This is a genomic window from Modestobacter roseus (assembly GCF_007994135.1).
Taxonomy (GTDB): Bacteria; Actinomycetota; Actinomycetes; order Mycobacteriales; family Geodermatophilaceae; genus Modestobacter; species Modestobacter roseus.
Genome location: NZ_VLKF01000001.1, coordinates 2,736,378 through 2,759,331, shown reverse-complemented (window position 1 = coordinate 2,759,331; position 22,954 = coordinate 2,736,378). Strand labels below are relative to the sequence as shown.

Genomic DNA, 22,954 nt, shown 5'->3' with positions numbered 1-22,954 from the left:
AGCGCATCCCGCCGGATCCCTGCCCACATGGTGGGGACAGGGCTGTGGACAGGATGGGGAACCGGCCGGGTCGCGCTGTGCACGGACGGGGGACGCGGCCCTGGGTGGTCCGTTCGGTGGCTCGCTCACCTGCGGGGACGTCGTCCCCCGGGTGTGGAGGAGCGCGTTCCGTTCCACCGTTCGGGGGATCCGGCGCACCGGGGGGTCCACTGACCGTGTGCACCTGTCCACCACCGGGTGTCCGCCCGCTGGGCGCAGCCTGTGCCGGCGGCTACCGTGCGTCCGTGCACCAGCGACCCGAGCGCCGCCCGGCCGCCTCGTCATCCAGCGCGGGGTCCTCCGCCGCGAGCGAGGCGCTGACCACCATGGCCGGGCCCGTCGAGGTGCGGCGCAGCGCACGCCGGCGCCGGACCGTGACCGCCTACCGGGAGGGCGGCCGCACCATCGTGCTGATCCCGGCCGCGTTCAGCGCGGCCGAGGAGCGCCGCTGGGTCGACCAGATGGTGGCCAAGCTGCAGACCCGCGAGGAGCGGCGCAAGCGCACCCTCGGCTCGGACGACGACCTGATGGCCCGCGCGCGGCAGCTCTCCGACGCGCACCTGGACGGGCGCGCCGTGCCGGTCAGCGTGCGGTGGGTCGACAACCAGAACCGGCGCTGGGGCTCCTGCACCCCGGCCGACGGCACCATCCGGTTGTCCAGCCGCCTGCGGGGGATGCCGGAGTTCGTCGTCGACTACGTCCTGGTGCACGAGCTCGCCCACCTGCTCGAGCCCAACCACGACCAGCGGTTCTGGGCCCTGGTGCACGCCTATCCGCGGGCCGAGCGGGCCCTCGGGTTCCTGGAGGGCGTCGAGCACGGCGGGCGCACCACGCCCGCCGCGACCGACGACGACCTGGAGCCCGGCGCCATCGACTGACGAAGGTCGAAGGACCCCGTCCTCCTCACCCCTCGCACGCTCGGGGCGAGCCTCGGGACGGGGCCTCACCCCCGCCACTCGCCCGCTCGCGGCGGGACCCTGCAGCGGGGCCGTCGCCTCAGCCGCGGGGTGTGTCCCCGTCCTCGGCGTCGTCGCCAGGCTGGTCCCCGGCCTGCTCCGCGAGCCCGTCGGTGAGCTCGGCGAACGGGTCCGCCGCGCCCTGCCGGGCCACGAAGTCCAGCGGCTCGTCGAGGTCGTCGGAGGTGGGCAGCAGGTCCGGGTGCGACCAGAGCCGGTCCCGCGCCGCGGTGCCGTGCTGCTGGGCCATCGCGCCCCAGACGGTGCTGGCGTCACGCAGCCGGCGCGGCCGCAGCTCGAGCCCGACCAGCGTGGCGAAGGTCTGCTCGGCGGGCCCGCCCGACGCCCGGCGGCGGCGCATCGTCTCGGCCAGCGCGGAGTGCCCGGGCAGGCGCTCGGCCGCCGCGGCGGCGACCAGGCTGTCCACCCAGCCCTCGACCAGCGCCAGCAGGGTCTCCAGCCGGCGCAGCGCCATCTGCTGCTCGGGGGTCTCCTCCGGCTCCAGCACACCGCTGCCCAGCAGCCGCTGGATGCTCTCCGGGTCGCTCGGGTCGAGCCCGCCCTCCATGCCGCCCATCGCGTCCTGGATGCTCCGCTCGATCGCCTCGCGGTCGACGTGGATGCCCCGGGCGTAGGCGTGCACGGCGTCGGTGAGCTGCTGGCGCAGCCACGGGACGTGCGCGAACAGTCGCTGGTGGGCGGCCTCGCGCAGCGCGAGGAAGAGCCGGACCTCGTCCTCGGGGCGGTCCAGCCCGGCGCCGAAGGCGGCGACGTTCTGCGGCACCAGCACGCCGGCGCCCTGCGGGCCCAGCGGGAGCCCGACGTCGGTGCTCGTGGTGACCTCGTCGGCCAGCCGGGCCAGCGCCTGGCCGACCTGGGCGCCGAACATGACGCCGCCCATCTGGCCCATGATCCCGGCCAGCGGGCCGGCGATCGACGCGGCCTCCGCGGGCAGGGCGCTGGTCATCGCAGCCACCACCCGCTCCGCCAGCGGGTCGATGAGGGCGGCCCACGCCGGCAGGGTCTGCTCGACCCACTCCACGCGCGACCAGGCCAGGCCGCGGTCGATGCCCGAGGGCAGCTCGGTGACCTGGTCCAGCCAGAGGTCGGCCAGGCGGAGGGCCTCGGTGACCGCGGACCGCTCGCCGGCGGAGGTGGGCTGGTGCCCGGGGGCGAGCTGGCTGATCGCGCCCTGGCGCGCCAGGTCCCAGTTCACCGGGCCGCCGGACCAGTTCATCAGCTTCTGGAGCTCGGCGAACAGCGGCATCTTGCCGAGCAGGTCGGCCGGTCCACCGGCGCCGCCGGCACCCCCGGCCGCGCCGAACAGGGCTCCCAGGCCGAACGGGTCGTTCCCGGCGGGGCCCCCACCCGAGCCCCCACCCGAGCTGCCGCCCGAGCCGCCGGACTCGCCCCGGCGCTCGGGGTCGCGGTCGGGGACGCCGAAGCCGAACGGGAGATCACTCATGCCTCCACCGTAGACGCGGGCGGCGGTCCGCAGCGCCCCTCCCGGGACGTCCCGGGCACCCTCCGTTGCGCTGTGAGCTGAGCGCGCTCCGCGGTCCTCACGGGGAAGTCACCTACTCTCGCCGTTCGACGGGCACCCCGAGGTCGGTGTCGCGCCGGACGAGGAGGAGACGTGAGCCGTCGGACCACCGTGCTGGTCGCCGGGTCGGTGTTGCTGCCCGTGTTCGGGGGGCTCGGCTCGCTGCTGCCGGTGCCCTACGTCGCGCAGGTGCCCGGTCCCACGTACAACACCCTCGGCGAGATCGACGGCACCCCGATCATCAGCGTGACCGGCCGCGAGGAGAACGAGACCTCGGGCAACCTGAACCTCACCACCGTCGGCGTCCCCTCCGGACCGCTGACGCTGGTCGGTGCGGTGCAGGGCTGGTTCGACGACGAGGTCACCGTCGTACCGCGCGAGCAGGTGTACCCGTCCGGGCAGTCGGAAGAGGAGACCCGCCAGCAGAACCGGCAGGCCTTCCTCACCTCCGAGCAGTCCGCCCGCGGCGCGGCGCTGGGGGAGCTCGGCTACCCGGCGGAGGTCGTCGTCCAGGCGCTGCCCGAGGACTCCCCGGCCGAGGGGACCCTGCAGGCAGGCGACGCCGTCCAGGCCGTGGACGGAACGCCGACGCCGGACTTCGACACGCTCTCCGCGGTGCTCGAGGCGATCCCGCCGGGCACGGAGGTCCAGGTCGAGTACACGCGGCTCGGTGTCGAGGAGAGCGGGACCGTGACCACGATGGCCGCAACCGAGGGGGAGGGGTCCGCGCTGGGGATCAACGTGCTGGAGATCCCGAACGCGCCGTTCGAGGTCGACATCCAGGTGGACGACGTCGGCGGCCCGTCGGCGGGGCTGATGCTGAGCCTCGGGATCATCGACCTGGTCGGCGACACCGACCTGACCGGCGGGGCCGTGGTGGCGGGCACCGGGACGATCGACGTCGAGGGCAACGTGGGGCCGATCGGTGGCATCCCGCTGAAGCTCGTCTCCGCGCGGGAGATCGGCGCCGAGCTGTTCCTGGTGCCCAGCGCCAACTGTGCCGAGGCGCTGGCCAACGCCCAGCCCGGGCTGCCGATGGCCGAGGTCGCCACCCTGGACGACGCGCTGCAGGCGCTCGCCGACCTGCGGGCCGGGCGGACGCCCGATCCCTGCTGACCTGACGCCGCCGGCACGTCTCCGCCGGTCGTGGCGGACGGCCCGGGAACCCCGCGCGGTCGACAGCAGTTGAGGATGCGACCCCGGAGTGACCGGCCGCCCACGGGCGCCGCCGGTGCCCCTACGGTCGGACCCGGGTGACCGGCGACGCGCCGGCCCCGCCGGGACCTCCCGACGACCTCGTCCCCCCGAACACCGCTCTTCGAGAACCGCGCAACAGACAGGAGACCGACCGTGGCCATGCGGCCCCCCGTGCCGGTGCCGACGCTGTCCCGGCGCGCCAAGCTGGTCATCGGCGCTGTCGCCGTCCTGCTGGTGCTGTTCACCGTCATCGGCACCCTGACCAACGTCTACGTCGACTACCTCTGGTTCGACGAGACCGACTTCACCGAGGTCTTCTGGACCGAGGTCCAGACCCGCGCACTGCTGTTCGCGGTGACCGGCGTGGCCACCGGCGGTCTGGTGGCGCTGGCCGTGCACCTGGCCTACCGCTTCCGGCCGACCTTCCGGCCGATGTCGCTGGAGCAGCAGAACCTCGAGCGCTACCGGCAGTCGATCGAGCCGCGTCGCAAGACGCTGCTGACCGCGCTCGCCGTGGTGCTGGGCCTGTTCGCCGGCTTCACCGCCCAGGGCAGCTGGCGCACCTGGCTGGAGTTCCGCAACGCGACCGACTTCGGCCGGGTCGACCCCCAGTTCGGCCTGGACATCTCGTTCTTCGTCTTCGACTACCCCTTCTACCGGCTCGCGCTGGGCTTCGCCTTCGCGATCGTGCTGCTGGCGCTGATCGGCTCGGTGCTGACCCACTACGTCTTCGGGGGCCTGCGGCTGCAGACGCCGGGGCAGAAGCTCAGCGGCGCCGCCCGCGTGCAGCTGTCGGTGCTGGTCGGGGTGTTCGTCGCGCTGAAGGCGGTCGGCTACTGGCTGGACCGCTACGGGCTGGTCTACTCCAACCGCGGCGACGTGTTCACCGGTGCCTCGTACACCGACGTGAACGCACTGCTCCCGGCGAAGAACATCCTCGTGTTCGTGGCGGCCTTCTGCGCGCTGGCCTTCTTCGCCAACGTCTTCGTCCGCAACACCCTGCTCCCGGCCGGTGCGCTCGGTGTGCTGCTGGTGGCCAGCCTGGTCACCGGGGTGGCCTACCCGGCGGGCGTGCAGCAGTTCCTCGTCCGCCCCTCGGCCGACCAGCGCGAGCAGGAGTACATCGAGCGGGCCATCGGCTCCACGCTGGACGCCTACGGTCTGGACGAGATCGAGTACGTCCCCTACGCGCAGAACCAGACCACCGGTGGCGAGGCCGGCGAGGCCGACCTCTCCGACAACGCCGACACCGAGGCGGCGCTGGCCGAGCTCGCCGACTCCCCGACGATCTCCAACGCCCGGTTGCTGGACCCGAACGTCCTCTCGGCGACGTTCACCGCGCGCCAGCAGATCCGCAACGTGTACGGGTTCCCGGACAAGCTGGACATCGACCGGTACACCGTCGACGGCGAGCTGCAGGACTACGTGGTCGCCGTCCGCGAGCTGGACCAGTCGGGGCTGAGCGAGAACCAGAGCAGCTGGATCAACCGGCACACCGTCTACACGCACGGGAACGGCTTCGTCGCGGCCCCGGCCAACGAGGTCGTCGCCGGCCAGGAGGGTGGCGAGCCGGACTTCACCACCGGCAACCTGCCGACCACCGGCGACATCGACGTCGACCAGGCCCGCATCTACTACGGCGAGCTGATGAACGTCAACGGCCAGGACGTCTACTCGGTGGTGGGTGGCAACGACGAGCCGCGCGAGTTCGACCTGCCCGAGGGTGGGTCCGGCGACCGGCAGATCAACTCCACCTACGACGGCGAGGGCGGGGTCTCGATCGGCAGCTTCTTCCGCCAGCTGACCTTCGCGATCTTCTACCGGGAGCGGAACTTCCTGCTCTCCGACGCGGTCAACGACCAGTCGAAGGTGCTCTACGTCCGCGACCCGCTGGAGCGGGTGGAGAAGGCCGCGCCCTTCCTGACCGTGGACGGCGACCCGTACCCCGCGGTGATCGACGGGCGGGTGCAGTGGATCCTCGACGGCTACACGACGTCGGACGCCTACCCCTACGCCGAGCAGATGTCGCTGGGCGAGGCCGCCACCGACGCCCTGACCGGGGTCGGCACGACGGCCCTGCCCGACCAGCAGTTCAACTACATCCGCAACTCGGTCAAGGCGACGGTCGACGCCTACGACGGCACGGTCACGCTCTACGCCTGGGACCAGGAGGACCGGATGGACCCGGTCCTGCAGACCTACATGAAGGCGTTCCCGGGGATCGTGCGCCCGGAGAGCGACATGTCCGAGGAGCTGATCAGCCACGTCCGCTACCCGGAGGACCTCTTCAAGCTCCAGCGGGACGTGCTGACCCGGTACCACGTCGCCAACCCGGTCGACTTCTACAACCAGAACGACCGCTGGCAGGTGCCGGTCGACCCGACGCAGCAGCCGGAGAGCACCGACCCGCAGCCGCCGTACTACATCGTGGCCCAGCGGCCCGGTGACGAGGAGGCCAGCTTCCAGCTGACCAGCGCGCTGAACGCCTACAACCGCGACAACCTGTCGGCGTTCATCTCGGCCTCGTCCGCGCCGGAGACCTACGGGGAGATCCAGGTGCTGCGGCTGCCGGGCAACACGCCCTACCGCGGTCCGCTGCAGGTGCAGAACGCGTTCGAGTCGAACAACCAGGTGCGACCGGACCTGACCCTGTTCGACAGCGACAACTCCGAACCGGTGTTCGGCAACCTGCTGACGCTGCCGATCGGCAACGCCGGACTGGTCTACATCGAGCCGCTGTACGTGCAGGGCACCGGAGCCGGTGGGTTCCCGCTGCTGCAGAAGGTGCTGGTGAACTACCAGGACAAGATCGGCTACGCGAACACCCTGGCCGAGGCGCTGACCCAGGTGTTCGGCGAGGGTGCGGGGGAGGCGGCCCCGGACAGCGACGTCGCTCCCGGGGAGACCCCCGCACCGGAGCAGCCGGCGGACCCGGGCACCAGCCCGCCGCCGGCCGATGGTGGCAGCGGGTCGCCGACCCTCGAGGCGGCCCTCGCCGACATCGACGCCGCACTGGACGCGCTGGCCGATGCGCAGCGGAACGCCGACTTCGCGGCGATCGGGCAGGCGCAGGCCGATCTGCAGGCTGCGGTGGACGCCTACCAGGCGGCCCAGGCAGCCGGCTCGGCCGCTCCGGCCGACTGACGGACGGGCTGCGCGGCGCCTCCCGGGGCGCCGCGCAGCCCCCCTCTGCAGGGCCGGGTGGGCCTGTTGTACTGTTGTCTCACCGACGCGGGGTGGAGCAGCTCGGTAGCTCGCTGGGCTCATAACCCAGAGGTCGCAGGTTCAAATCCTGCCCCCGCTACTCGTCCGGAGGGCCGGTCACCGTCACGGTGACCGGCCCTCCGTCATGTCCGGTCCTGCTGCACCTCCGGGCTGCCGGCGTCACGACCGGGCCGCACTGCTCCCCGGCGGCGTCGGGCTCCGGGGGTGGGGTAGCCCGTGGACCCCCCGGTTCGCATCAGGTCGTGAGGTGGGGTAACCTGATCTCACCGACGCGGGGTGGAGCAGCTCGGTAGCTCGCTGGGCTCATAACCCAGAGGTCACAGGTTCAAATCCTGTCCCCGCTACCAACCCGGAGGCCCGGTCACCGTTCTGGTGACCGGGCCTCCGGTCTGTGTGGTGGTGCCGACCCGGTTCCCCGGGCTCCGGCCGCCCGGGACGGAGAGGACGCAGTCGATGGCACCGGGGTCTGCAGGGGCGCCGCAGGGCTGGACCGGGCAGGTGACCGAGCGGACCCTCGCCGACGGTCGCCCGATCCTCTACTTCGACGACGCGCGCCGGGCCGGGCCCGTGCACGAGGCCGTCGACCAGCGGCCCCTGGACGGCCTGCCGCGCGCCGGTGAGGTGCGCTACGACGTCCTCACCGGGGAGTGGGTGACGATCGCCGGGCACCGGATGAACCGCACCTTCCTGCCGGCGGCCGCGGACTGCCCGCTGGACCCCACCCGGGACCCCGCGCACCCCAGCGAGGTGCCCGACAGCGACTACGACGTCGTCGTCTTCGCCAACCAGTTCCCCAGCTTCGCCCCGGTGGCCGTGGAGTCCGGGGTCGAGGCGCCGCCGTTCGGCCCGGCCGACGGCCCCGCCTACGGGCACTGCGACGTCGTGGTCTTCTCCAGCGACCACGAGGCGTCGGTGGTCGACCTGCCGGCCCAGCGCATGCGCACGGTGGTGGAGGCATGGGCGCAGCGGACCGCGGCCCACTCGGCGGATCCGCGGATCGCGCAGGTCTTCGTCTTCGAGAACCGGGGTCAGGAGATCGGCGTCACGCTGACCCACCCGCACGGCCAGATCTACGCCTACCCCTTCCTGCCGCCGCGCGCCGGCCAGCTGGTCGAGCAGGCCCGCCGGCACCGGGAGGCCACCGGCGGCCACCTGCTGGCCGACGTGCTGCGCGCCGAGCAGGCCGCGGGCCGGCGGGTCGTGCTGGCAGGTGAGCACTGGACCGCCTACGTGCCCCGGGCGGCGCGCTGGCCGGTGGAGGTGCACCTGGCCCCGCACCGCGACGTCCCCGACCTGGCCGCGCTGGACGACGCCGAGAAGGCCGAGCTGGCCGTGGTCTACCAGGAGCTGCTGCGGCGGGTCGACCGGTTCCACCCCGGGGTCGACCGGGTGCCCTACATCGCCGGCTGGCACCAGGCGCCCACCGGCGCGGACCGCGAGCTGGGCCGGCTGCACCTGCAGTTGTTCTCCCTGCTGCGGGCGCCGGGCAAGCTCAAGTACCTGGCCGGCTCGGAGTCGGGGATGGGCGCCTGGATCAACGACACCACGCCGGAACGGATCGCCGACCGGCTGCGCGAGGTGGCGTCGTGAGCGGACAGGACCAGGCCGACCTCGCCGCGCAGGCGCTCCAGGAGGCCTTCGGCGTCGAGCCCGACGGCGTCTGGGCCGCGCCCGGCCGGGTGAACCTGATCGGTGAGCACGTCGACTACAACGGCGGCCGCTGCCTGCCGATGGCGCTGACCCGGGTCACCGCGGCGGCGGTGCGCCGCCGGGACGACGACGTCGTCCGGCTGGCGAGCACCGACCCGGAAGCGCCGGTGTTCGAGGGGTCCCTCGACGCGCTGGGCCCCGGCCAGGTCTCCGGCTGGGCCGGCTACGCCGCGGGCACCCTGTGGGCGCTGCAGCAAGCCGGCGTGGAGGTCCCCGGCCTGGACCTGGCGGTCAGCAGCGACGTGCCGCTGGGCGCGGGGCTGTCCAGCTCGGCGTCGCTGGAGGCGACGGTGGCGATCGCCGCGGCCGAGCTGGCCGGTCGCGCCGACTCGCCCGAGCTGCGGCACCTGCTCGTCCAGGCCGCGATCCGCGCCGAGAACGAGGTCGTCGGCGCCGGCACGGGGGGCATGGACCAGACCGTCGCGCTGCTGGCCGAGGAGGGCTCGGCGCTGCTCATCCACACCCGCGACTTCCGCACCGAGCCGGTGCAGCTGGGACTCGAGGAGGCGGGGCTCGAGCTGATGGTCATCGACACCCGGGTGACCCACTCCCTCGCCGACGGCCAGTACGCGAAGCGGCGGGCCGACTGCGACGAGGCGGCCCGGCAGCTGGGGCTGGAGTGGCTGTCGGACGCCACCGAGGCCGACGTCGACCGGCTGACCGACGAGCGGCTGCGGGCCCGCACCCGGCACGTGGTGGGGGAGAACCAGCGGGTCGACCGGGTGGTCGAGCTGGTCCGGGCCGGTCGGGTGGCCGAGATCGGGCCGCTGCTGGACGCCTCGCACGTCTCGCTGCGCGACGACTACGAGGTCTCGGCCACCGAGCTCGACCTCGTCGTCGAGGCGGCCCGCAAGGCGGGTGCGCTGGGTGCACGCATGGTCGGCGGCGGGTTCGGCGGCTCGGCGATCGCGCTGATCCGCCCCGGCGACGCGCAGGCGATCAGCGACGCCGTCGTCGCCGCCTGCCGGGAGCGTGGCCTCACCGAGCCCGGCACGCTCACCGTGACCTCCGGCCCGGCGGCGCGCCGGCTGTCCTGAGCCCCCGCGGGCCGGGGAACAGCACCCCGGCCCACGGGGTTGGGCCCGGACATGGAGACGACCGTCACCGACGCCCCCGAGGACAGCCGCTACGAGATCCGCGACGGCGACCGCCTGCTCGGCCAGGCCGCGTACCAGCGCCGCGGCAACCAGGTGGTGTTCACCCACACCGAGGTCGACAGCGGCGAGGAGCACTCCGGGCTGGGCGGCCGGCTCGTCCGGGCCGCGCTGGACGACGTCCGCAGCAAGGGGGAGACGGTCGTGCCGATGTGCTCCTTCGTGCGCGGCTGGATCGAGCGTCACCCGGAGTACCGGGACCTGGTCGCCGCCGAGAGCTGACCGCCTGCAACCGCGCGACGGCCCGCCTGAGAGGGTGGGGGCATGCGCGTCCTGGTCGCCGGGTGGTTCAGTTTCGACGAGGTCATCGCGACCATCGGTGACGAGCTGGGGGCCGACGTCGTCACCGGCTGGCTCCGCGAGCTCGGGGTCGACCACGACGTCGCCTGGGCGCCCTACCTGCAGCGCGGCCCGCACTGGCGCGACGTCGACCCGGCGCAGTACACCCACCTGGTGTTCGTCAGCGGCCCGGTGTCGGACACGCCACTGCTCCGCGAGCTCACCGACGCCTTCGCGCACGCCCAGCGCTGGGCGGTGAACGTCTCGGTGGTCTCCGACGCCGGGCGCGCGCTGTTCGACCAGGTCTGGGAGCGGGACGCCCCGGGCATCTCCCGGCCCGACCTGGCCATCGGCACGTCGACGCCGGACGTCCCGGTGCTGGCCGTCGCCTTCGCCCCGCCGCAGGAGGAGTACGGCGACCGCAGCCGGGCCGGGGAGGTGCGGGCGGCGATCGAGGGCTGGCTCGGCGCCCGGGCGATCCCGTGGTTCGAGCTGACCATGGACCTGTTCGAGAAGCCGCACGAGCGGTTCCCCTCCCAGGTCGAGGCGCTGATCCGGCGGGCCGACGTGGTGCTCAGCATGCGGCTGCACGCGCTGGTCCTGGGGCTCGCGCACGGCACGCCGGTCATCGCCTGCGACTCGATCGTCGGCGGCGCGAAGGTGAGTGCCCAGGCGGCGTCGCTCGGCTGGCCGGTGGTGCTGCGGGCCGGCGAGATCGACCCGGTCACGCTGGACGCCGCCCTCGAGCACGCCCTGTCGGGCACGCTGACCGAGGAGATCGCCACCGCGCAGCGGCGCGGCGCCGAGGGCAACGCCGCGGCCCGCGACTGGTTCACCCGCCAGCTGCAGGGCTGAGCGGGCGCTGGGCCGTGGCGAACCGTCGTTCCAGCTCCGCGGGTACCGGCCGGCGCTGACGCAGGGCGGTGGGCAGTCGCCGCAGCACGCCGGCCAGGGCCGTGCGCGCGGCCGGGTCGCGCGAGCAGCCGCGGGCCAGTCGCGCGGTCGCGGCGAGCGCCACCGGCAGCGGGCGGCGCAGCCAGTCGATCAGCACGTCGTTGCGGGTCTGCAGCGCCCACCGGGCCGGGCTCGGGATGCCCGGCCCCGCCGGGTCGTGCCAGGTGACGACGTCGTCGGCGTAGGCGAGCTGCCAGCCGGCGGCGGCCAGGTCGAGGGCGAGCAGGTGCTCCTCGCCGCCGAAGAACAGGAGCGGGGAGAAGCCCCCGACGGCCAGGTAGGCGTCCCGGCGCACCACGGCGGCGAAGGCCGGGAAGCTGAGGACGTCCGGGCCGGGCGCCCCGGGGGAGCGGCCCAGCAGCGCGGCCCGGTGCTTGACCGACACCCGGTCGTCGACGCGGTCCGCCGCCAGGCGCACCCGGCCGACCAGGACCGCGACCCGCGGATGGGCGTCGAGCAGCTCGGCGGCCCGGTCCAGCGCGCCGAGGTCCCACCACGAGTCGTCGTCGGCGAAGGCCACGTAGCGGGTCGTCGCGCGCCGGACGCCCTCGGTGCGGGCGACCGCGCCGGCGTTCTCCGGCAGCTCGAGGACGTCGACCCGGGGATGGGCGGCCCGTACGGCGGCTGTCGTGCCGTCGGACGAGGCGTTGTCGACGACCACGATCGGCTGTCGGCCGTCGTCGAGGTGGGCGAGCGACCGGAGCAGCGACTCCCTCCGGTCGCGGGTGGCGATCACGACGCTGACGCGGGGCACCGCCCAGCCCTACCCGAGCGCTCAGGCGATGAGCGTGGCCTCCGTCACCGGGGTGTGCAGGGCGGCCACGAGCTGGTCCAGCGGCAGGTCGAGGGCGCCGGCGAGGGCGGCGACGGTGAAGAACGCCGGCGTCGGCACCCGGCCGGACTCGATCTTGCGGAGCGCCTCCAGGCTCACCCCGGACGCGGCGGCGACGTCGGACGGCGGGCGGTCCCCGCGCGCCGCGCGCAGCAGCGCGCCCAGCCGGCGACCGCGGTCGCGCTCCTCGGGGCTCAGCGGCGGTCGGACCATGGCCGTGACAGTAGGACGGATCGGGAGCACGTGGTACTGATACCGGGATACCAATCCCGGAAGGACTTCAGATGATCGAGCTGCGCACACCCGGGGAGATCGACGCCATGCGCGCCGCCGGTGCGGTGGTCGCCGACATGCACGCCGCGGTGCACGCGCTGGCCGCACCCGGGGTCCGGCTGACCGAGCTGGACGCCGTCGCCCGGCAGGTCCTCGCCGACGCCGGGGCCACCTCCCCGTTCCTGGGCTACGCGCCGCTGCGCAGCACGCCGCCGTTCCCCGGGGTGCTGTGCCTGTCGGTGAACGACGTGGCGCTGCACGGCATCCCCACCGCCCAGGAGCTCGAGGACGGCGACCTGCTCAGCGTCGACGCCGGCGCCACCCTGGACGGCTGGGTGGGCGACGCAGCCCGCACCTACCCGATCGGCACCCCGCGGCCGGAGGACCTCCAGCTGGTGGAGACCACCGAGCGGGCGCTGGCCGCGGGGATCGCTGCGGCGGTGGTCGGCAACAGGATCGGCGACATCTCGGCCGCCATCGCCGAGGTCGGCCGGGCCGGCGGGTGCGGCATCAACACCGACCAGGGCGGGCACGGGGTGGGCCGCTCGATGCACGAGGCGCCGTCCGTGCCCAACGAGGGCCGCGCCGGTCGCGGCCTGAAGCTGCGCGCCGGGCTGGTGATCGCCATCGAGCCGTGGTTCCTGGCCGGGGGCAGCGACGACTACCGGGTCGACGCCGACGGCTGGACCCTGCGCAGCGCGGACGGCAGCCGGGCCGCGCACGTCGAGCACACCGTCGCGGTCACCGACGACGGCCCGCGCATCCTCACCGCCCCCCGCTGACGCTCGCCGTTGTGCACCCCTCGTCGGTTCCCGCCGCGGGAACCGACGAGGGGTGCACAAAGGCAGTGACACGCCGGTGGATCAGCCCAGCGCCTGGTCCAGGTCGGCCAGCAGGTCGTCGACGTCCTCGATGCCCACCGACAGGCGGACGAGGTCGGCCGGCACCTCCAGCGGGGAGCCGGCGGCGCTGGCGTGGGTCATCCGGTGCGGGTGCTCGATCAGTGACTCCACCCCGCCGAGCGACTCGGCCAGGGTGAACAGCTGCGCGCGCTCGCACACGCGCAGCGCCGCCTCCTCGCCCGCCCTGAGCCGGAACGACACCATCCCGCCGAAGCCGGACATCTGCTTCGCGGCGATCTCGTGGTTGCGGTGCTGCGGCAGCCCCGGGTAGAGCACGTCGCCCACGGCCGGGTGCTCCAGCAGCCACTCGGCGATCCGGCCGGCGTTGGCGCTGTGCCGGTCCATCCGCACGCCGAGGGTCTTCAGGCTGCGCAGCAGCAGCCACGCGTCGAACGGGCCGTTGACCGCTCCGGCGGCGTTCTGCAGGTACGCCAGCCGCTCGCCGAGCTCGGCGTCGGCGACCACCAGCGCGCCACCGACGACGTCGGAGTGCCCGCCCAGGTACTTCGTCGTCGAGTGGACGACGACGTCGGCGCCCAGCGTCAGCGGCTGCTGCAGGTAGGGGCTGGCGAAGGTGTTGTCGACGACCAGCAGTGTCCCCGCGGCGTGCGCGATCTCGGCGAGCACCGCGATGTCGGAGACGTTGAGCAGCGGGTTGCTGGGCGTCTCGCACCACAGCACCCGGGTGGTCTCCGGCGCGACCGCCTCCCGGACGGCGTCCAGGTCGTTCAGGTCGACGGGGAGGTGCCCGACGCCCCAGGGCTCCTGGACCTTGGAGATGAGCCGGTACGTGCCGCCGTAGGCGTCGCCGCCCAGCACGATCCGGTCGCCGGGCCGGCAGACGGTGCGCAGCAGGACGTCCTCGGCCGCGAGGCCCGAGGCGAACGTCATCGCGCGGGTGCCCTGCTCCAGGGAGGCCAGCGCCGTCTGCAGGGTGTCCCGGGTCGGGTTGCCGCTGCGGCTGTACTCGTACCCGCCGCGCAGGCCGCCGACGCCGTCCTGCTTGTAGGTGGTCGTCAGGTGCAGCGGCGGGATGACCGCGCCGGTCGCCGGGTCGGGGTCCTGCCCGGCGTGGATGGCGCGGGTGTCGAAGCCGGTCATGGCTCCACCGTAGGAGCCGGGATGCCGACCAGGTGACCCAGCACGTCCTGCCGGGTGACGACGCCGGCGGGCTTGCCGTCGACGTGCACGAGCAGCGCGTCGGCGTCGCCGAGGGCGCCGACCGCGGCCGAGACCGGCTCGCCCGAGCCGATGATCGGCAGCGGTGCGGACATGTGCCGCTCGACCGGGTCGGCCAGCGTGGCCCGGCCGGTGAACAGCGCGTCCAGCAGCGCCTTCTCCGCGACCGACCCGACCACCTCGCCGGCGGTGACCGGCGGCTCGGCGCGGACCACGGGCAGCTGGCTGACGCCGTACTCGCGCAGGATGTCGATCGCGTCGCGGACGGTCTCGTTCGGGTGGGTGTGCACCAGCGTGGGGGTCGTGCTCCCGGACTTGGCGTCGAGCAGCTCGCCGACGGTCTCGCCGCCCCCGGCGTCCAGGAAGCCGTAGTCGGCCATCCACTCGTCGTTGAAGATCTTGTTCAGGTAGCCGCGGCCGCCGTCGGGCAGCAGCACGACCAGGACGTCGTCCTTGCCCAGCCGCTCGGCCACCCGCAGCGCGGCGACCACGGCCATGCCGCACGAGCCGCCGACCAGCAGCCCCTCCTCGCGGGCCAGCCGCCGGGTCATCGCGAAGGAGTCGCCGTCGGAGACGGCGACGATCTCGTCGGCGATGGTCCGGTCGTAGGCCTCCGGCCAGAAGTCCTCGCCGACGCCCTCGACCAGGTAGGGCCGGCCGGTGCCGCCGGAGTAGACCGAGCCCTCGGGGTCGGCGCCGACCACCTGCACCCGGCCGCCGGAGGCCTCCTTGAGGTACCGGCCGACGCCGGAGATGGTGCCGCCGGTGCCGGCCCCGGTGACGAAGTGGGTGACCCGCCCGTCGGTCTGGCTCCAGATCTCCGGGCCGGTGGTCTCGTAGTGCGAGCGCGGGTTGGCCGGGTTGGCGTACTGGTCCGGCTTCCAGCCGCCGGGGATCTCCTTCGCCAGGCGGTCGGAGACCGAGTAGTAGGAGCGCGGGTCGGCGGGGTCGACGGCGGTGGGGCAGACGTGCACCTCCGCGCCGTAGGCGCGCAGCACGTTGATCTTCTCCTGGCTGACCTTGTCCGGGCAGACGAAGACGCACCGGTACCCGCGCTGCTGGCCGACCAGGGCCAGCCCGATGCCGGTGTTGCCGCTGGTCGGCTCGATGATGGTGCCCCCGGGACGCAGGGCGCCGGAGGCCTCCGCCTCCTCGATCATGCGCAGCGCGATCCGGTCCTTCACCGAGCCGCCGGGGTTGACGTACTCGACCTTGGCGAGCACCAGCGGGGCGTCGGGCCCCAGGTGCTCGGTCACCTTGTTGAGGCGGACCAGCGGGGTGCCGCCGATCAGCTCGACGACGGACTGGGCGTACTGCACGGGGTCTCCTGCGGCGCTCGGGACGGGGACGGATCACGCCCCCGGCGGTCCGCCCATCCCATCAGACCCGGGTCAGTACGGCAGGTAGTACGTGAGGACGTCGGCGGAGAGCGGGGGGAAGAGCGCCTCGTACAGCTCACGGCGGCGGCCGGGGTACACGTCGGGCCGCCGCCGGGCCAGCCCGTGCATGCCGTGCGGGCCGAACAGCAGGGCGCCGAGCTGGTCCGGGGCGACGCCGGCGCCACCACGGGCCTCCGGGGCCTGCAGGCGCCCGCCGGGCACCACCGCGCCCAGCCCGTCGTCGGTGACCGGCAGCCGCCAGCTGGCGCCGTAGGTGGAGACGACGACGTCGGTCCCGCCCGGGTCGACGCCGGACCCGGCGAGCCGGCGGCCGAGCACCGGGCGGATCGCCTCCAGCAGGGCCCCGGGGTCGGGGACGCGCAGGTAGTACTGCTCGGCCAGCTCGCTGCCCGGCCCGAGCCGGCGCGCCCAGGCCTGCCCGGGCAGGCTCGCGGGGCGGTCGGTCACCCGCACCGCGCGGCCGGCGGCCAGCGCGACGACACCGGCCAGCAGCTGGTCGGTGGCCCGGTCGTCGACCGCGGTCGGTTCGGCGAGCAGCACCGCGCCGTCGTCCGCACGGCTGCGGGCCGAGGCCACCACCCCGCCGTCCCGCTCGGCCACCCACGTGGTGCTGGCCGCGTGCGCCACCAGCCACCGCAGTCGCGCGGCGGGGTGCGGCACGGCGACGTCGGCCCGTTGCTGCGCCGACGCCTGCAGGGCGGCCAGGTCGGGCAGGTCGGCGGGGGTGGCGGGGCGCAGCCCGGGGGCCGCTGCGGGGACGTCGACCAGTGGCCGGGCCGGGGCGATGTCGACGGCGTACTCGTAGCCGAACAACCGGTAGAAGTAGGGGATCCCGATCATGACCTGCACCAGGTCGCCGCGCGCGGCCGACCGGGCGTGCGCCCAGGCCATCAGCGCGCGCACCAGCCCGCGGCCCTCGTAGCCGGGGTCGGTCGCCACCAGCTCGACCTGGCCGGCGGGCAGGACGACGTCGTCCAGGCGGACGGTCTCGGCCAGCAGCGTCGCGGTGGAGACCACCCGGTCGCCGTCGGCGACGACCGCGGTCGCCGCGGGGCCGAGGTCCGGGTCGTCCGCGACCAGCCGCTGGTCCTCCGCGTCGGTCTCCTCGCCGCGGGCGGCCAGGAGGGCACCCACCTGGTCGAGGTCGGCGGGGCGGCACGGGCGCAGCACCAGCCCGCCGGGCAGGGGGTGGACGGCCTCGGGCACGGGGGCACCCTGCCGCTGCGGTCCGGGCACGGCAACCGACTTCCTGCAGGAGGGCACTACTCTCATCCCGCCGGGTGCGCCACTCGGCGGGGGTCGTCCACGAGCGGGGACCGTCGACGGAGGGAGTCCGCCCGATGAGCGAGGCCTCGTCCACGCTGCACGCGGCCCTGGCCCGGGTGGTGCTCGCCGGGCGCGAGCTGCCGGAGGTGCTCGACGAGGTCGTGCGCATCGCCCGCCGGGCCATCCCGGGCGCCGAGGCCACCTCGGTCACCCTGATCCGCGGCGAGCGGTCGTTCACCGCCGCCTTCGACGGGCAGCTGGCGATGGACGCCGACGAGCTGCAGTACCAGCGGGGGTACGGCCCCTGCATGGACGCCGCACGGGCCGGCGAGACGTTCCTGGTGGCGGACATGACCACCGACGACCGCTGGCCGGACTACGGCCGGCACGCGGTCGAGCGGGGGGTGCGCAGCTCGCTGTCCACCCCGCTGCCCTTCCAGGGCGCCACGATCGGCGGGCTCAACGTCTACTCGACCCGGGTGGATGGCTTCGGCGAGGCCGACGTCGCGCTCGCCGAGGAGGTCGCCGCCTTCGTCGCCGTCGTCGTGGGCAACGCCGAGGCGGCCTCCCGCGCGGTGGAGGACGCGGCGAACATGCGCCGGGCGATGGCCACCCGCGCGGTCATCGAGCAAGCCAAGGGCATCCTGATGGAGCGGCACAAGATCACCGCCGAGCAGGCGTTCACCGTGCTGACGCACGCCTCCCAGCAGCGCAACGTGAAGCTGCGCGAGATCGCCGACGAGCTGGTGGCGACCGGCGAGCTCACCGCCCGCTGAGCTCGGCCCGGGCTGGCGCGGCCGGTCCGCGGGCGGTCAGGATGCGGCGGTGAGCAGCGACCCCGTCGTCGTCGGCGCGGACCTCGGCACCAGTGGGTGGAAGGTCGCCGCGCTGGACCTGGCGGGGAGGGTCGTCGCCGAGGAGGAGGCCGGTTACGCCGTCGACCGGCCGCAGCCGGGCTGGGCGCAGACCGAGGTCGCGGTGTGGCGCCACGCGCTCGACGACGTGCTGGCCACCCTCGCCGGCCGGCTCGCGGGTCGTCCGGTGGCCGCCCTCGGACTCTCCGGACAGATGCACGGCGTGGTGCTGGTCGACGGCGCCGGCGACGCGCTGACGCCCGCCCTGCTCTGGCCCGACCAGCGCGCTGTGGCGGAGCTCGACCGGTGGCGGGCGCTGCCCGACGCCGACCGGGCGGCGCTGGCCAACCCGCTCGTCCCGGGCATGACCGGGCCGTTGCTGGCCTGGCTGTCCGGCGCCCACCCCGACCTGCTGGACCGGGCCGCGGCGGCGCTGCTGCCCAAGGACGCCCTGCGCGCCGCGCTGCTGCCCGGCACCGACCCGGCGGTCACCGACCGGAGCGATGCGTCGGCCACCCTGCTGTGGGACGTCCCCGGGGAGCGCTGGTCGACCGCCGCGGTGGCCGCCGCCGGCCTGCCCGCCCGGCTGCTGCCCGCCGTCCGCCCCGGCGCCGAGGTGCTCGGGACGGCGTCCCTGCCGGTGGGTGAGGTGCCGGTCGTCGTCGGCGGGGCCGACACCCCGCTGGCGCTGCTGGCCGCGGGCACCGCCGACGGCGTGCAGGTGAACCTCGGGTCGGGCGCCCAGGTGCTGCGGCCCGGTGTGCGGCCGCGGCCGGTGGCCGATCCGGTCGTGCACTGCTTCGCCGACGCCGACGACGGCTGGTACGCGATGGCCGCGCTGCAGAACGCGGGAACCGCCTGGGCCTGGGTGCAGCAGGTGCTGGGCCTGGACTGGGCGACCCTCGCCGGTTGCCTGCACGCCGCACCGCCGGGCGCCGGTGGGGTCGTCTTCGCCCCCTTCCTCACCGGGGAACGCGGCGGGGTGGCCGGTCCGGCGGCGCGCGGCGGCTGGACCGGGCTGTCGGCGGACACCAGCCGGGCCGACCTGGCCCGTGCCGCGCTCGAGGGCGTCGCCTTCGCCGTCGGGGCCGCGCTGGACCTGCTGCCCGCTCCGCCGGACGACGGGGTCCCGGTGGTGCTCACCGGCGGTGGCGGACGAGACCCCGGGCTCCAGCAGCTGCTCGCCGACGTGCTGGGCCGGCCCGTGCAGCACGTGCAGGTGCGCAGCGCGTCGGCCGCCGGCGCCGCGGTGCTCGCCGCGCACGGCGTCGGCGTGCCGGTCACCCCGCAGCGGGCGCACGGGCCGGTGGTGCGGCCGCGGCCGGTGCCGGAGCTGCGGGCCGCCCGGGACCGCTGGACCGCCGCCATCGGCTGACCTCGTCGTCCAGGACTGGAACCGCCCTCGCCGGGGCACCGTTGGCCGGGAGAGGGAGCCGGCCGCGGCTCCCCGTCGACGAGAGGGGTGACGCGCGATGGCGTCGATCATGACCAAGGTGATGCAGTTCGCGAACAGCCCGAAGGGCAAGCAGGTGATCCGTCAGGCGACGGAGAAGGCCCAGCAGTTCGCGAGCGACCCGAAGAACCGGGCCAAGATCGACGACGTGCGCCGCCGCATCCAGGGCGGTCGCGGCGGCTCCAGGGGCACCGGCCCGGCCCGCTGACCGGTCGGCGCTCGTCCCTCGCGGGGGGCGAGCGCCGTGCGGGGACGAGCGCTCAGCGGGAGGCGAGCGCGGTCAGCACGTCGGCGTGCAGCACGCCGTTGCTGGCGACCGCGCTGCCGCCCGCCGGGCCCGCGGCGCCCTCGAGGTCGCTGAAGCTGCCGCCGGCCTCCCGCACGATGACGTCGAGCGCGGCCAGGTCCCAGAGCGAGACCTCGGGTTCGCAGGCCACGTCCACGGCGCCCTCGGCGACCATCATGTAGCTCCAGAAGTCCCCGTAGGCGCGGGTCCGCCACACCGATCGGGTCAGGTCCAGGAACGGCTCGAGACGGCCCTGCTCCTCCCAGCCGGAGAGGCTGGAGTAGGAGAGGCTGGCGTCGGCCAGGCTGGCCACCTGGGAGACGGTGCAGCGGGTCGCGCTCTCCAGCCGGCGGCCGGTCCAGGCGCCGACGTCGGCGGCGGCCCACCAGCGCCGGTTCAGCGCCGGCGCGGAGACCAGCCCGACGACCGGGACCTCGCCCTCCAGCAGGGCGATGAGGGTCGCCCACACCGGCACGCCGCGGACGAAGTTCTTCGTGCCGTCGATGGGGTCGATCACCCAGCGCCGGTCACCCCGTCCGGTGCTGCCGAACTCCTCGCCGAGGACGGCGTCCCGCGTCCGGGCCCGGGAGAGGGTGGCCCGCAGCTGCTCCTCGACCGCCCGGTCGGCGTCGGTGACGGGGGTGAGGTCGGGCTTGGTCTCCACCCGCAGGTCCTGCGCCCGGAACCGGTCGAGGCTGATCGCGTCGGCCTGGTCGGCGAGGACGTGCGCCAGGCGCATGTCCTCGGTGTAGCCGCGCATCCCCGGTGTCATGACACCGGAACCTACTGGTCCCGGCCCCGAGGGGCCGGGACCGGCGGGGGTTCCTCAGCTGTTGAAAACCGCCTTCTCCACCGCCGCGGGGGTGTCGTACTCGCCGTCGCCCATGCCGCGCAGCGCGTCGAGCACCTCGTCGCTGCCGCCGTTGGACTCCGCGTGCGAGACCGCGTCCTCCTTCGTCGCCGGGTAGTCGATGCCGCCGAGGGCCTTCTGGATGTCGATCGGGCTCACCATGGCCGGTCGGCTACCCCGGGACCCGCGCGACGATGCCCGGGCCGGCGGCCCGGTTACGGTCGGGGAGTGGAGGCGCGGACGATCGTCGGGCTGCTGGCCGATCCGGTCCGGCTGAAGGTGGTGGCCGCGCTCGCGCTCGGTGCCGGCACGATCGAGCAGGTCGCCGAGGTCGCGGGACTCTCCCTCCAGGAGGTCGCGCTGGCCGCCCGCCGACTGGCCCGCGGCGGCCTCGTCGGCCGCGACGGTCACCGGCTCACGCTGCACGAGGACCGCTTCGGCAGCGCCGCCCGGGCCGCCGCCGCGCGCGAACCGGCCCCCGAGCCGCTGTCCGCGGACCCCGCGGAGGACGCCGTGCTGCAGGCCTTCGTGCGCGACGGCCGGCTGACCGGGATCCCCGCGCAGCAGGGCAAACGGCGGGTGGTGCTGGCGCACCTGGTGCACGTCTTCGACGCCGGCGTGCGGTACCCGGAGCGCGAGGTGAACGCCCTCCTGGCAGCCTGGCACCCCGACGTGGCCGCGCTCCGCCGGTACCTGGTCGACGAGGGGCTGCTCTCGCGCGACGGCGCCGGGGTCTACTGGCGCAGCGGGGGCTACGTGCACGGCGTCGACGACTGACCGGCGTCGGCCGGACGAGGGGAGCAGCGTGCAACGGCAGGTCTTCGCCTTCTCCGGGGTGCTCGCGCCCCGGCCGGGCGAGCGCGGCAACCAGCCGCTCATCGAGCACGTGCTCCGCCTGGGCCGGGACCGGCGTACCGCCGAGGGGCCGGTGCGGGTCTGCTACGTCCCGACGGCCGTGGGCGACGACCCGACCGCGGTCTCGGTCTACGACCGGGTCTTCGGCAACCGGGGCGACGTCACGCTCAGCACGCTGCGGCTGTTCCCGCGGCCGAGCGAGCCCGACGCGCGCCGCCACCTGCTCACCCAGGACGTCGTGCTCGTCGAGGGCGGCAGCCTGGTCAACCTGCTGGCCGTCTGGCGCGCGCACGACCTGCCCGCCGTGCTGCGCGAGTGCTGGGAGGCCGGGATCGTGCTGGCCGGCACCGGCGCAGGCAGCCAGTGCTGGCACGTGGGCGGCCCCACCGACGCCCTCGGTGACCGGCTCGCGCCGCTGACCGAGGGGTTGGGCCTGCTGCCGTTCAGCAACAACGTGCACGACGCCGACGGGGAGCTCCCTCGCCGGGACGCCTACCGCCGGTCGGTGGCGCAGGGCGAACTGCCCGGGGGGTACGCGACCGAGGACGGCGTCGGTCTGCACTACATCGGCGCGGCGCTCGCCGAGGCGGTCACCGTCCGGCCCGGGGCCCAGGCGTGGCACGTGCGCCCCGACGGCACCGGCGGCTGGTCCGAGCGCGCGCTGCCGACGCGCCCGATCTGACGGCTCCGCTGCAGGGGCCCGTCGCGAGCTTGCGAGCGTCGGGGGGGCAGCGGGGTCCTTCGTCACGTCACGTGGCCGACGGCGGTGATCAGCCGGCGGAAGCTGCCCAGCCGCTCGGCGCGGGCGGGCGGCCCGTCGGCGGCCCACGCGTCGAGCGCGCACTCCGGGTCCTCGGCGGTGTGCCCGCAGCCGGGCGGGCAGTCGACGGCGGCCTCGGCGAGGTCGTCGAAGGCGGCCAGCACGTCCTGGGCGGTGACGTGGGCCAGCCCCAGCGACCGGATGCCCGGGGTGTCGATGACGGTGCCGCCACCGGGGAGGTCCAGGAGCACCGCCGAGGACGACGTGTGCCGGCCCTTGCCGATCTTGCTGACGTCGCCGGTGGCCCGGAAGGCGTCCGGCACCAGCCGGTTGACCAGGGTCGACTTGCCGACCCCGGACTGGCCGACCAGCACGCTCATCCGCCCGGTCAGCCGCTCGAGCAGCTCCGCCAGCGACGCCTCGCGCGACATCGGCACCGCCTCGACCTCCAGCCCGGCGTACCGGTCCAGCAGCGGCTGCGGGCTGGCCAGGTCGGTCTTGGTCAGGCACAGCAGGGGGGCCAGCCCGCCGGCGTAGGCGGCGACGAGGCAGCGGTCCAGGAAGCCCAGCGCCGGCTCGGGGTCGGTCACCGAGGTGACGACGACCAGCAGCTCGGCGTTGGCCACCACGATCCGCTCGGTCGGGTCGGTGTCGTCGGCGGTGCGGCGCAGCGACGTCGCCCGGTCCTCGATCACCACGATCCGGGCCAGGGTGTCCGTCCGGCCGGAGGTGTCGCCGACGATCCGCACCCGGTCGCCCACGACCACACCGTGCTTGCCGAGCTCCCGCGCGCGCATCGCGGTCACGTCGACCGGGGCGCCGTCCGGGCCCTCGACCCGCACCTGCATCCGGCCGCGGTCGACGGCGATGACCATCCCGGGGACGGCGTCGTCGTGCGCCGGCCGGGTGCGGGTGCGCGGGCGGGAGCCGTGCCGGGTCGGCCGGACCCGGACGTCGTCCTCGTCGGACCGGCTGTCCATCCGCCGG

The 22,954-nt window shown here is 74.9% G+C and carries 22 protein-coding genes and 2 tRNA genes; 15 read left to right on the top strand and 9 right to left on the bottom strand.

The window, feature by feature from the left end; all coding sequences use genetic code 11:
- The first annotated feature begins 284 nt into the window (after nucleotides 1-284).
- Nucleotides 285-917 carry a M48 metallopeptidase family protein gene (locus tag JD78_RS13065; protein ID WP_228395300.1) on the top strand — a complete coding sequence of 211 codons (633 nt, stop codon included), beginning with the start codon at nucleotides 285-287 and terminating at the stop codon, nucleotides 915-917.
- Between the two features lie 118 nt (nucleotides 918-1,035).
- Here JD78_RS13065 and JD78_RS13060 read toward each other — a convergent pair whose 3' ends face one another.
- Nucleotides 1,036-2,460, bottom strand: coding sequence for a zinc-dependent metalloprotease (locus JD78_RS13060; RefSeq protein ID WP_153361556.1), 1,425 nt, complete (start codon nucleotides 2,458-2,460; stop codon nucleotides 1,036-1,038).
- Nucleotides 2,461-2,631: 171 nt separating this feature from the next.
- Between JD78_RS13060 and JD78_RS13055 the strand changes: the two genes are divergently transcribed.
- The 8 genes from JD78_RS13055 to JD78_RS13020 all read left to right on the top strand — a co-directional run bounded on the left by JD78_RS13055 (nucleotide 2,632) and on the right by JD78_RS13020 (nucleotide 10,958).
- The gene (locus tag JD78_RS13055) at nucleotides 2,632-3,654 is read left to right on the top strand and encodes a YlbL family protein (RefSeq protein WP_153361557.1); all 1,023 of its coding nucleotides are present in this window, start codon (nucleotides 2,632-2,634) and stop codon (nucleotides 3,652-3,654) included.
- A 240-nt stretch (nucleotides 3,655-3,894) separates the two neighbouring features.
- Nucleotides 3,895-6,879, top strand: a complete 2,985-nt coding sequence (locus tag JD78_RS13050; RefSeq protein WP_228395304.1) for a UPF0182 family membrane protein — start codon at nucleotides 3,895-3,897, stop codon at nucleotides 6,877-6,879.
- Between the two features lie 86 nt (nucleotides 6,880-6,965).
- Nucleotides 6,966-7,039 (top strand) — tRNA-Met (locus tag JD78_RS13045).
- Between the two features lie 191 nt (nucleotides 7,040-7,230).
- Nucleotides 7,231-7,307, top strand: a tRNA-Met gene (locus tag JD78_RS13040).
- Between the two features lie 151 nt (nucleotides 7,308-7,458).
- A complete protein-coding gene (gene galT / locus JD78_RS13035; RefSeq protein ID WP_228395301.1) occupies nucleotides 7,459-8,550 on the top strand; it encodes a galactose-1-phosphate uridylyltransferase in 1,092 nt (363 codons plus the stop codon).
- Nucleotides 8,547-9,707, top strand: a complete 1,161-nt coding sequence (galK, locus tag JD78_RS13030; RefSeq protein WP_208104096.1) for a galactokinase — start codon at nucleotides 8,547-8,549, stop codon at nucleotides 9,705-9,707. Before galT ends, galK begins: the two co-directional genes overlap by 4 nt.
- Nucleotides 9,708-9,758: 51 nt before the next feature.
- The gene (locus JD78_RS13025; protein WP_153361561.1) at nucleotides 9,759-10,046 is read left to right on the top strand and encodes a GNAT family N-acetyltransferase; all 288 of its coding nucleotides are present in this window, start codon (nucleotides 9,759-9,761) and stop codon (nucleotides 10,044-10,046) included.
- A gap of 42 nt (nucleotides 10,047-10,088) precedes the next feature.
- Nucleotides 10,089-10,958, top strand: a complete 870-nt coding sequence (locus JD78_RS13020) for a polysaccharide pyruvyl transferase family protein (RefSeq protein WP_153361562.1) — start codon at nucleotides 10,089-10,091, stop codon at nucleotides 10,956-10,958.
- Here JD78_RS13020 and JD78_RS13015 read toward each other — a convergent pair.
- Together JD78_RS13015 and JD78_RS13010 are read right to left on the bottom strand one after the other, a co-directional pair.
- Entirely contained in the window at nucleotides 10,936-11,811 is an 876-nt protein-coding gene (locus tag JD78_RS13015) for a glycosyltransferase family 2 protein (protein WP_153361563.1), read from the bottom strand. The two genes, JD78_RS13020 and JD78_RS13015, sit on opposite strands and share 23 nt — an antisense overlap.
- A 21-nt stretch (nucleotides 11,812-11,832) precedes the next feature.
- Nucleotides 11,833-12,102 (bottom strand): helix-turn-helix domain-containing protein, encoded by a 270-nt coding sequence (locus tag JD78_RS13010; protein ID WP_153361564.1) that lies wholly within the window; start codon nucleotides 12,100-12,102, stop codon nucleotides 11,833-11,835.
- Between the two features lie 71 nt (nucleotides 12,103-12,173).
- Here JD78_RS13010 and map point away from each other — a divergent pair, with 71 nt between their 5' ends.
- The gene (map, locus tag JD78_RS13005; protein WP_153361565.1) at nucleotides 12,174-12,944 is read left to right on the top strand and encodes a type I methionyl aminopeptidase; all 771 of its coding nucleotides are present in this window, start codon (nucleotides 12,174-12,176) and stop codon (nucleotides 12,942-12,944) included.
- An 81-nt stretch (nucleotides 12,945-13,025) separates the two neighbouring features.
- Here map and JD78_RS13000 read toward each other — a convergent pair whose 3' ends face one another.
- The 3 genes from JD78_RS13000 to JD78_RS12990 form a co-directional block, all read right to left on the bottom strand.
- Nucleotides 13,026-14,165, bottom strand: a complete 1,140-nt coding sequence (locus JD78_RS13000; protein WP_153361566.1) for a cystathionine gamma-synthase — start codon at nucleotides 14,163-14,165, stop codon at nucleotides 13,026-13,028.
- On the bottom strand, nucleotides 14,162-15,562 hold the full coding sequence (locus tag JD78_RS12995; protein ID WP_153361567.1) for a cystathionine beta-synthase: 1,401 nt from the start codon (nucleotides 15,560-15,562) through the stop codon (nucleotides 14,162-14,164). Before JD78_RS12995 ends, JD78_RS13000 begins: the two co-directional genes overlap by 4 nt.
- A 72-nt stretch (nucleotides 15,563-15,634) precedes the next feature.
- Nucleotides 15,635-16,849, bottom strand: coding sequence for a GNAT family N-acetyltransferase (locus JD78_RS12990; protein ID WP_208104095.1), 1,215 nt, complete (start codon nucleotides 16,847-16,849; stop codon nucleotides 15,635-15,637).
- A gap of 134 nt (nucleotides 16,850-16,983) precedes the next feature.
- Here JD78_RS12990 and JD78_RS12985 point away from each other — a divergent pair, with 134 nt between their 5' ends.
- The 3 genes from JD78_RS12985 to JD78_RS12975 all read left to right on the top strand — a co-directional run bounded on the left by JD78_RS12985 (nucleotide 16,984) and on the right by JD78_RS12975 (nucleotide 19,424).
- Nucleotides 16,984-17,685, top strand: a complete 702-nt coding sequence (locus JD78_RS12985; RefSeq protein WP_153361569.1) for a GAF and ANTAR domain-containing protein — start codon at nucleotides 16,984-16,986, stop codon at nucleotides 17,683-17,685.
- Nucleotides 17,686-17,734: 49 nt separating this feature from the next.
- Entirely contained in the window at nucleotides 17,735-19,138 is a 1,404-nt protein-coding gene (locus JD78_RS12980) for an FGGY family carbohydrate kinase (protein ID WP_153361570.1), read from the top strand.
- A 97-nt stretch (nucleotides 19,139-19,235) separates the two neighbouring features.
- Nucleotides 19,236-19,424, top strand: a complete 189-nt coding sequence (locus tag JD78_RS12975) for a hypothetical protein (RefSeq protein WP_153361571.1) — start codon at nucleotides 19,236-19,238, stop codon at nucleotides 19,422-19,424.
- Between the two features lie 52 nt (nucleotides 19,425-19,476).
- On the opposite strand, the gene hisN is transcribed toward JD78_RS12975, so the two are convergent.
- Complete coding sequence (gene hisN, locus JD78_RS12970) at nucleotides 19,477-20,274, bottom strand: histidinol-phosphatase (RefSeq protein WP_153361572.1); 798 nt, start codon at nucleotides 20,272-20,274, stop codon at nucleotides 19,477-19,479.
- 54 nt (nucleotides 20,275-20,328) lie between these two features.
- Entirely contained in the window at nucleotides 20,329-20,514 is a 186-nt protein-coding gene (locus JD78_RS12965; RefSeq protein ID WP_153361573.1) for a DUF2795 domain-containing protein, read from the bottom strand.
- Between the two features lie 66 nt (nucleotides 20,515-20,580).
- Between JD78_RS12965 and JD78_RS12960 the strand changes: the two genes are divergently transcribed.
- Both JD78_RS12960 and JD78_RS12955 read left to right on the top strand, forming a co-directional pair.
- Nucleotides 20,581-21,129, top strand: a complete 549-nt coding sequence (locus JD78_RS12960) for a DUF2087 domain-containing protein (RefSeq protein ID WP_153361574.1) — start codon at nucleotides 20,581-20,583, stop codon at nucleotides 21,127-21,129.
- 28 nt (nucleotides 21,130-21,157) lie between these two features.
- Nucleotides 21,158-21,889, top strand: coding sequence for a Type 1 glutamine amidotransferase-like domain-containing protein (locus tag JD78_RS12955; RefSeq protein WP_153361575.1), 732 nt, complete (start codon nucleotides 21,158-21,160; stop codon nucleotides 21,887-21,889).
- 62 nt (nucleotides 21,890-21,951) lie between these two features.
- Here JD78_RS12955 and rsgA read toward each other — a convergent pair whose 3' ends face one another.
- Nucleotides 21,952-22,947 (bottom strand): ribosome small subunit-dependent GTPase A, encoded by a 996-nt coding sequence (gene rsgA, locus JD78_RS12950; protein ID WP_153361582.1) that lies wholly within the window; start codon nucleotides 22,945-22,947, stop codon nucleotides 21,952-21,954.
- Between the last annotated feature and the right edge of the window lie 7 nt (nucleotides 22,948-22,954).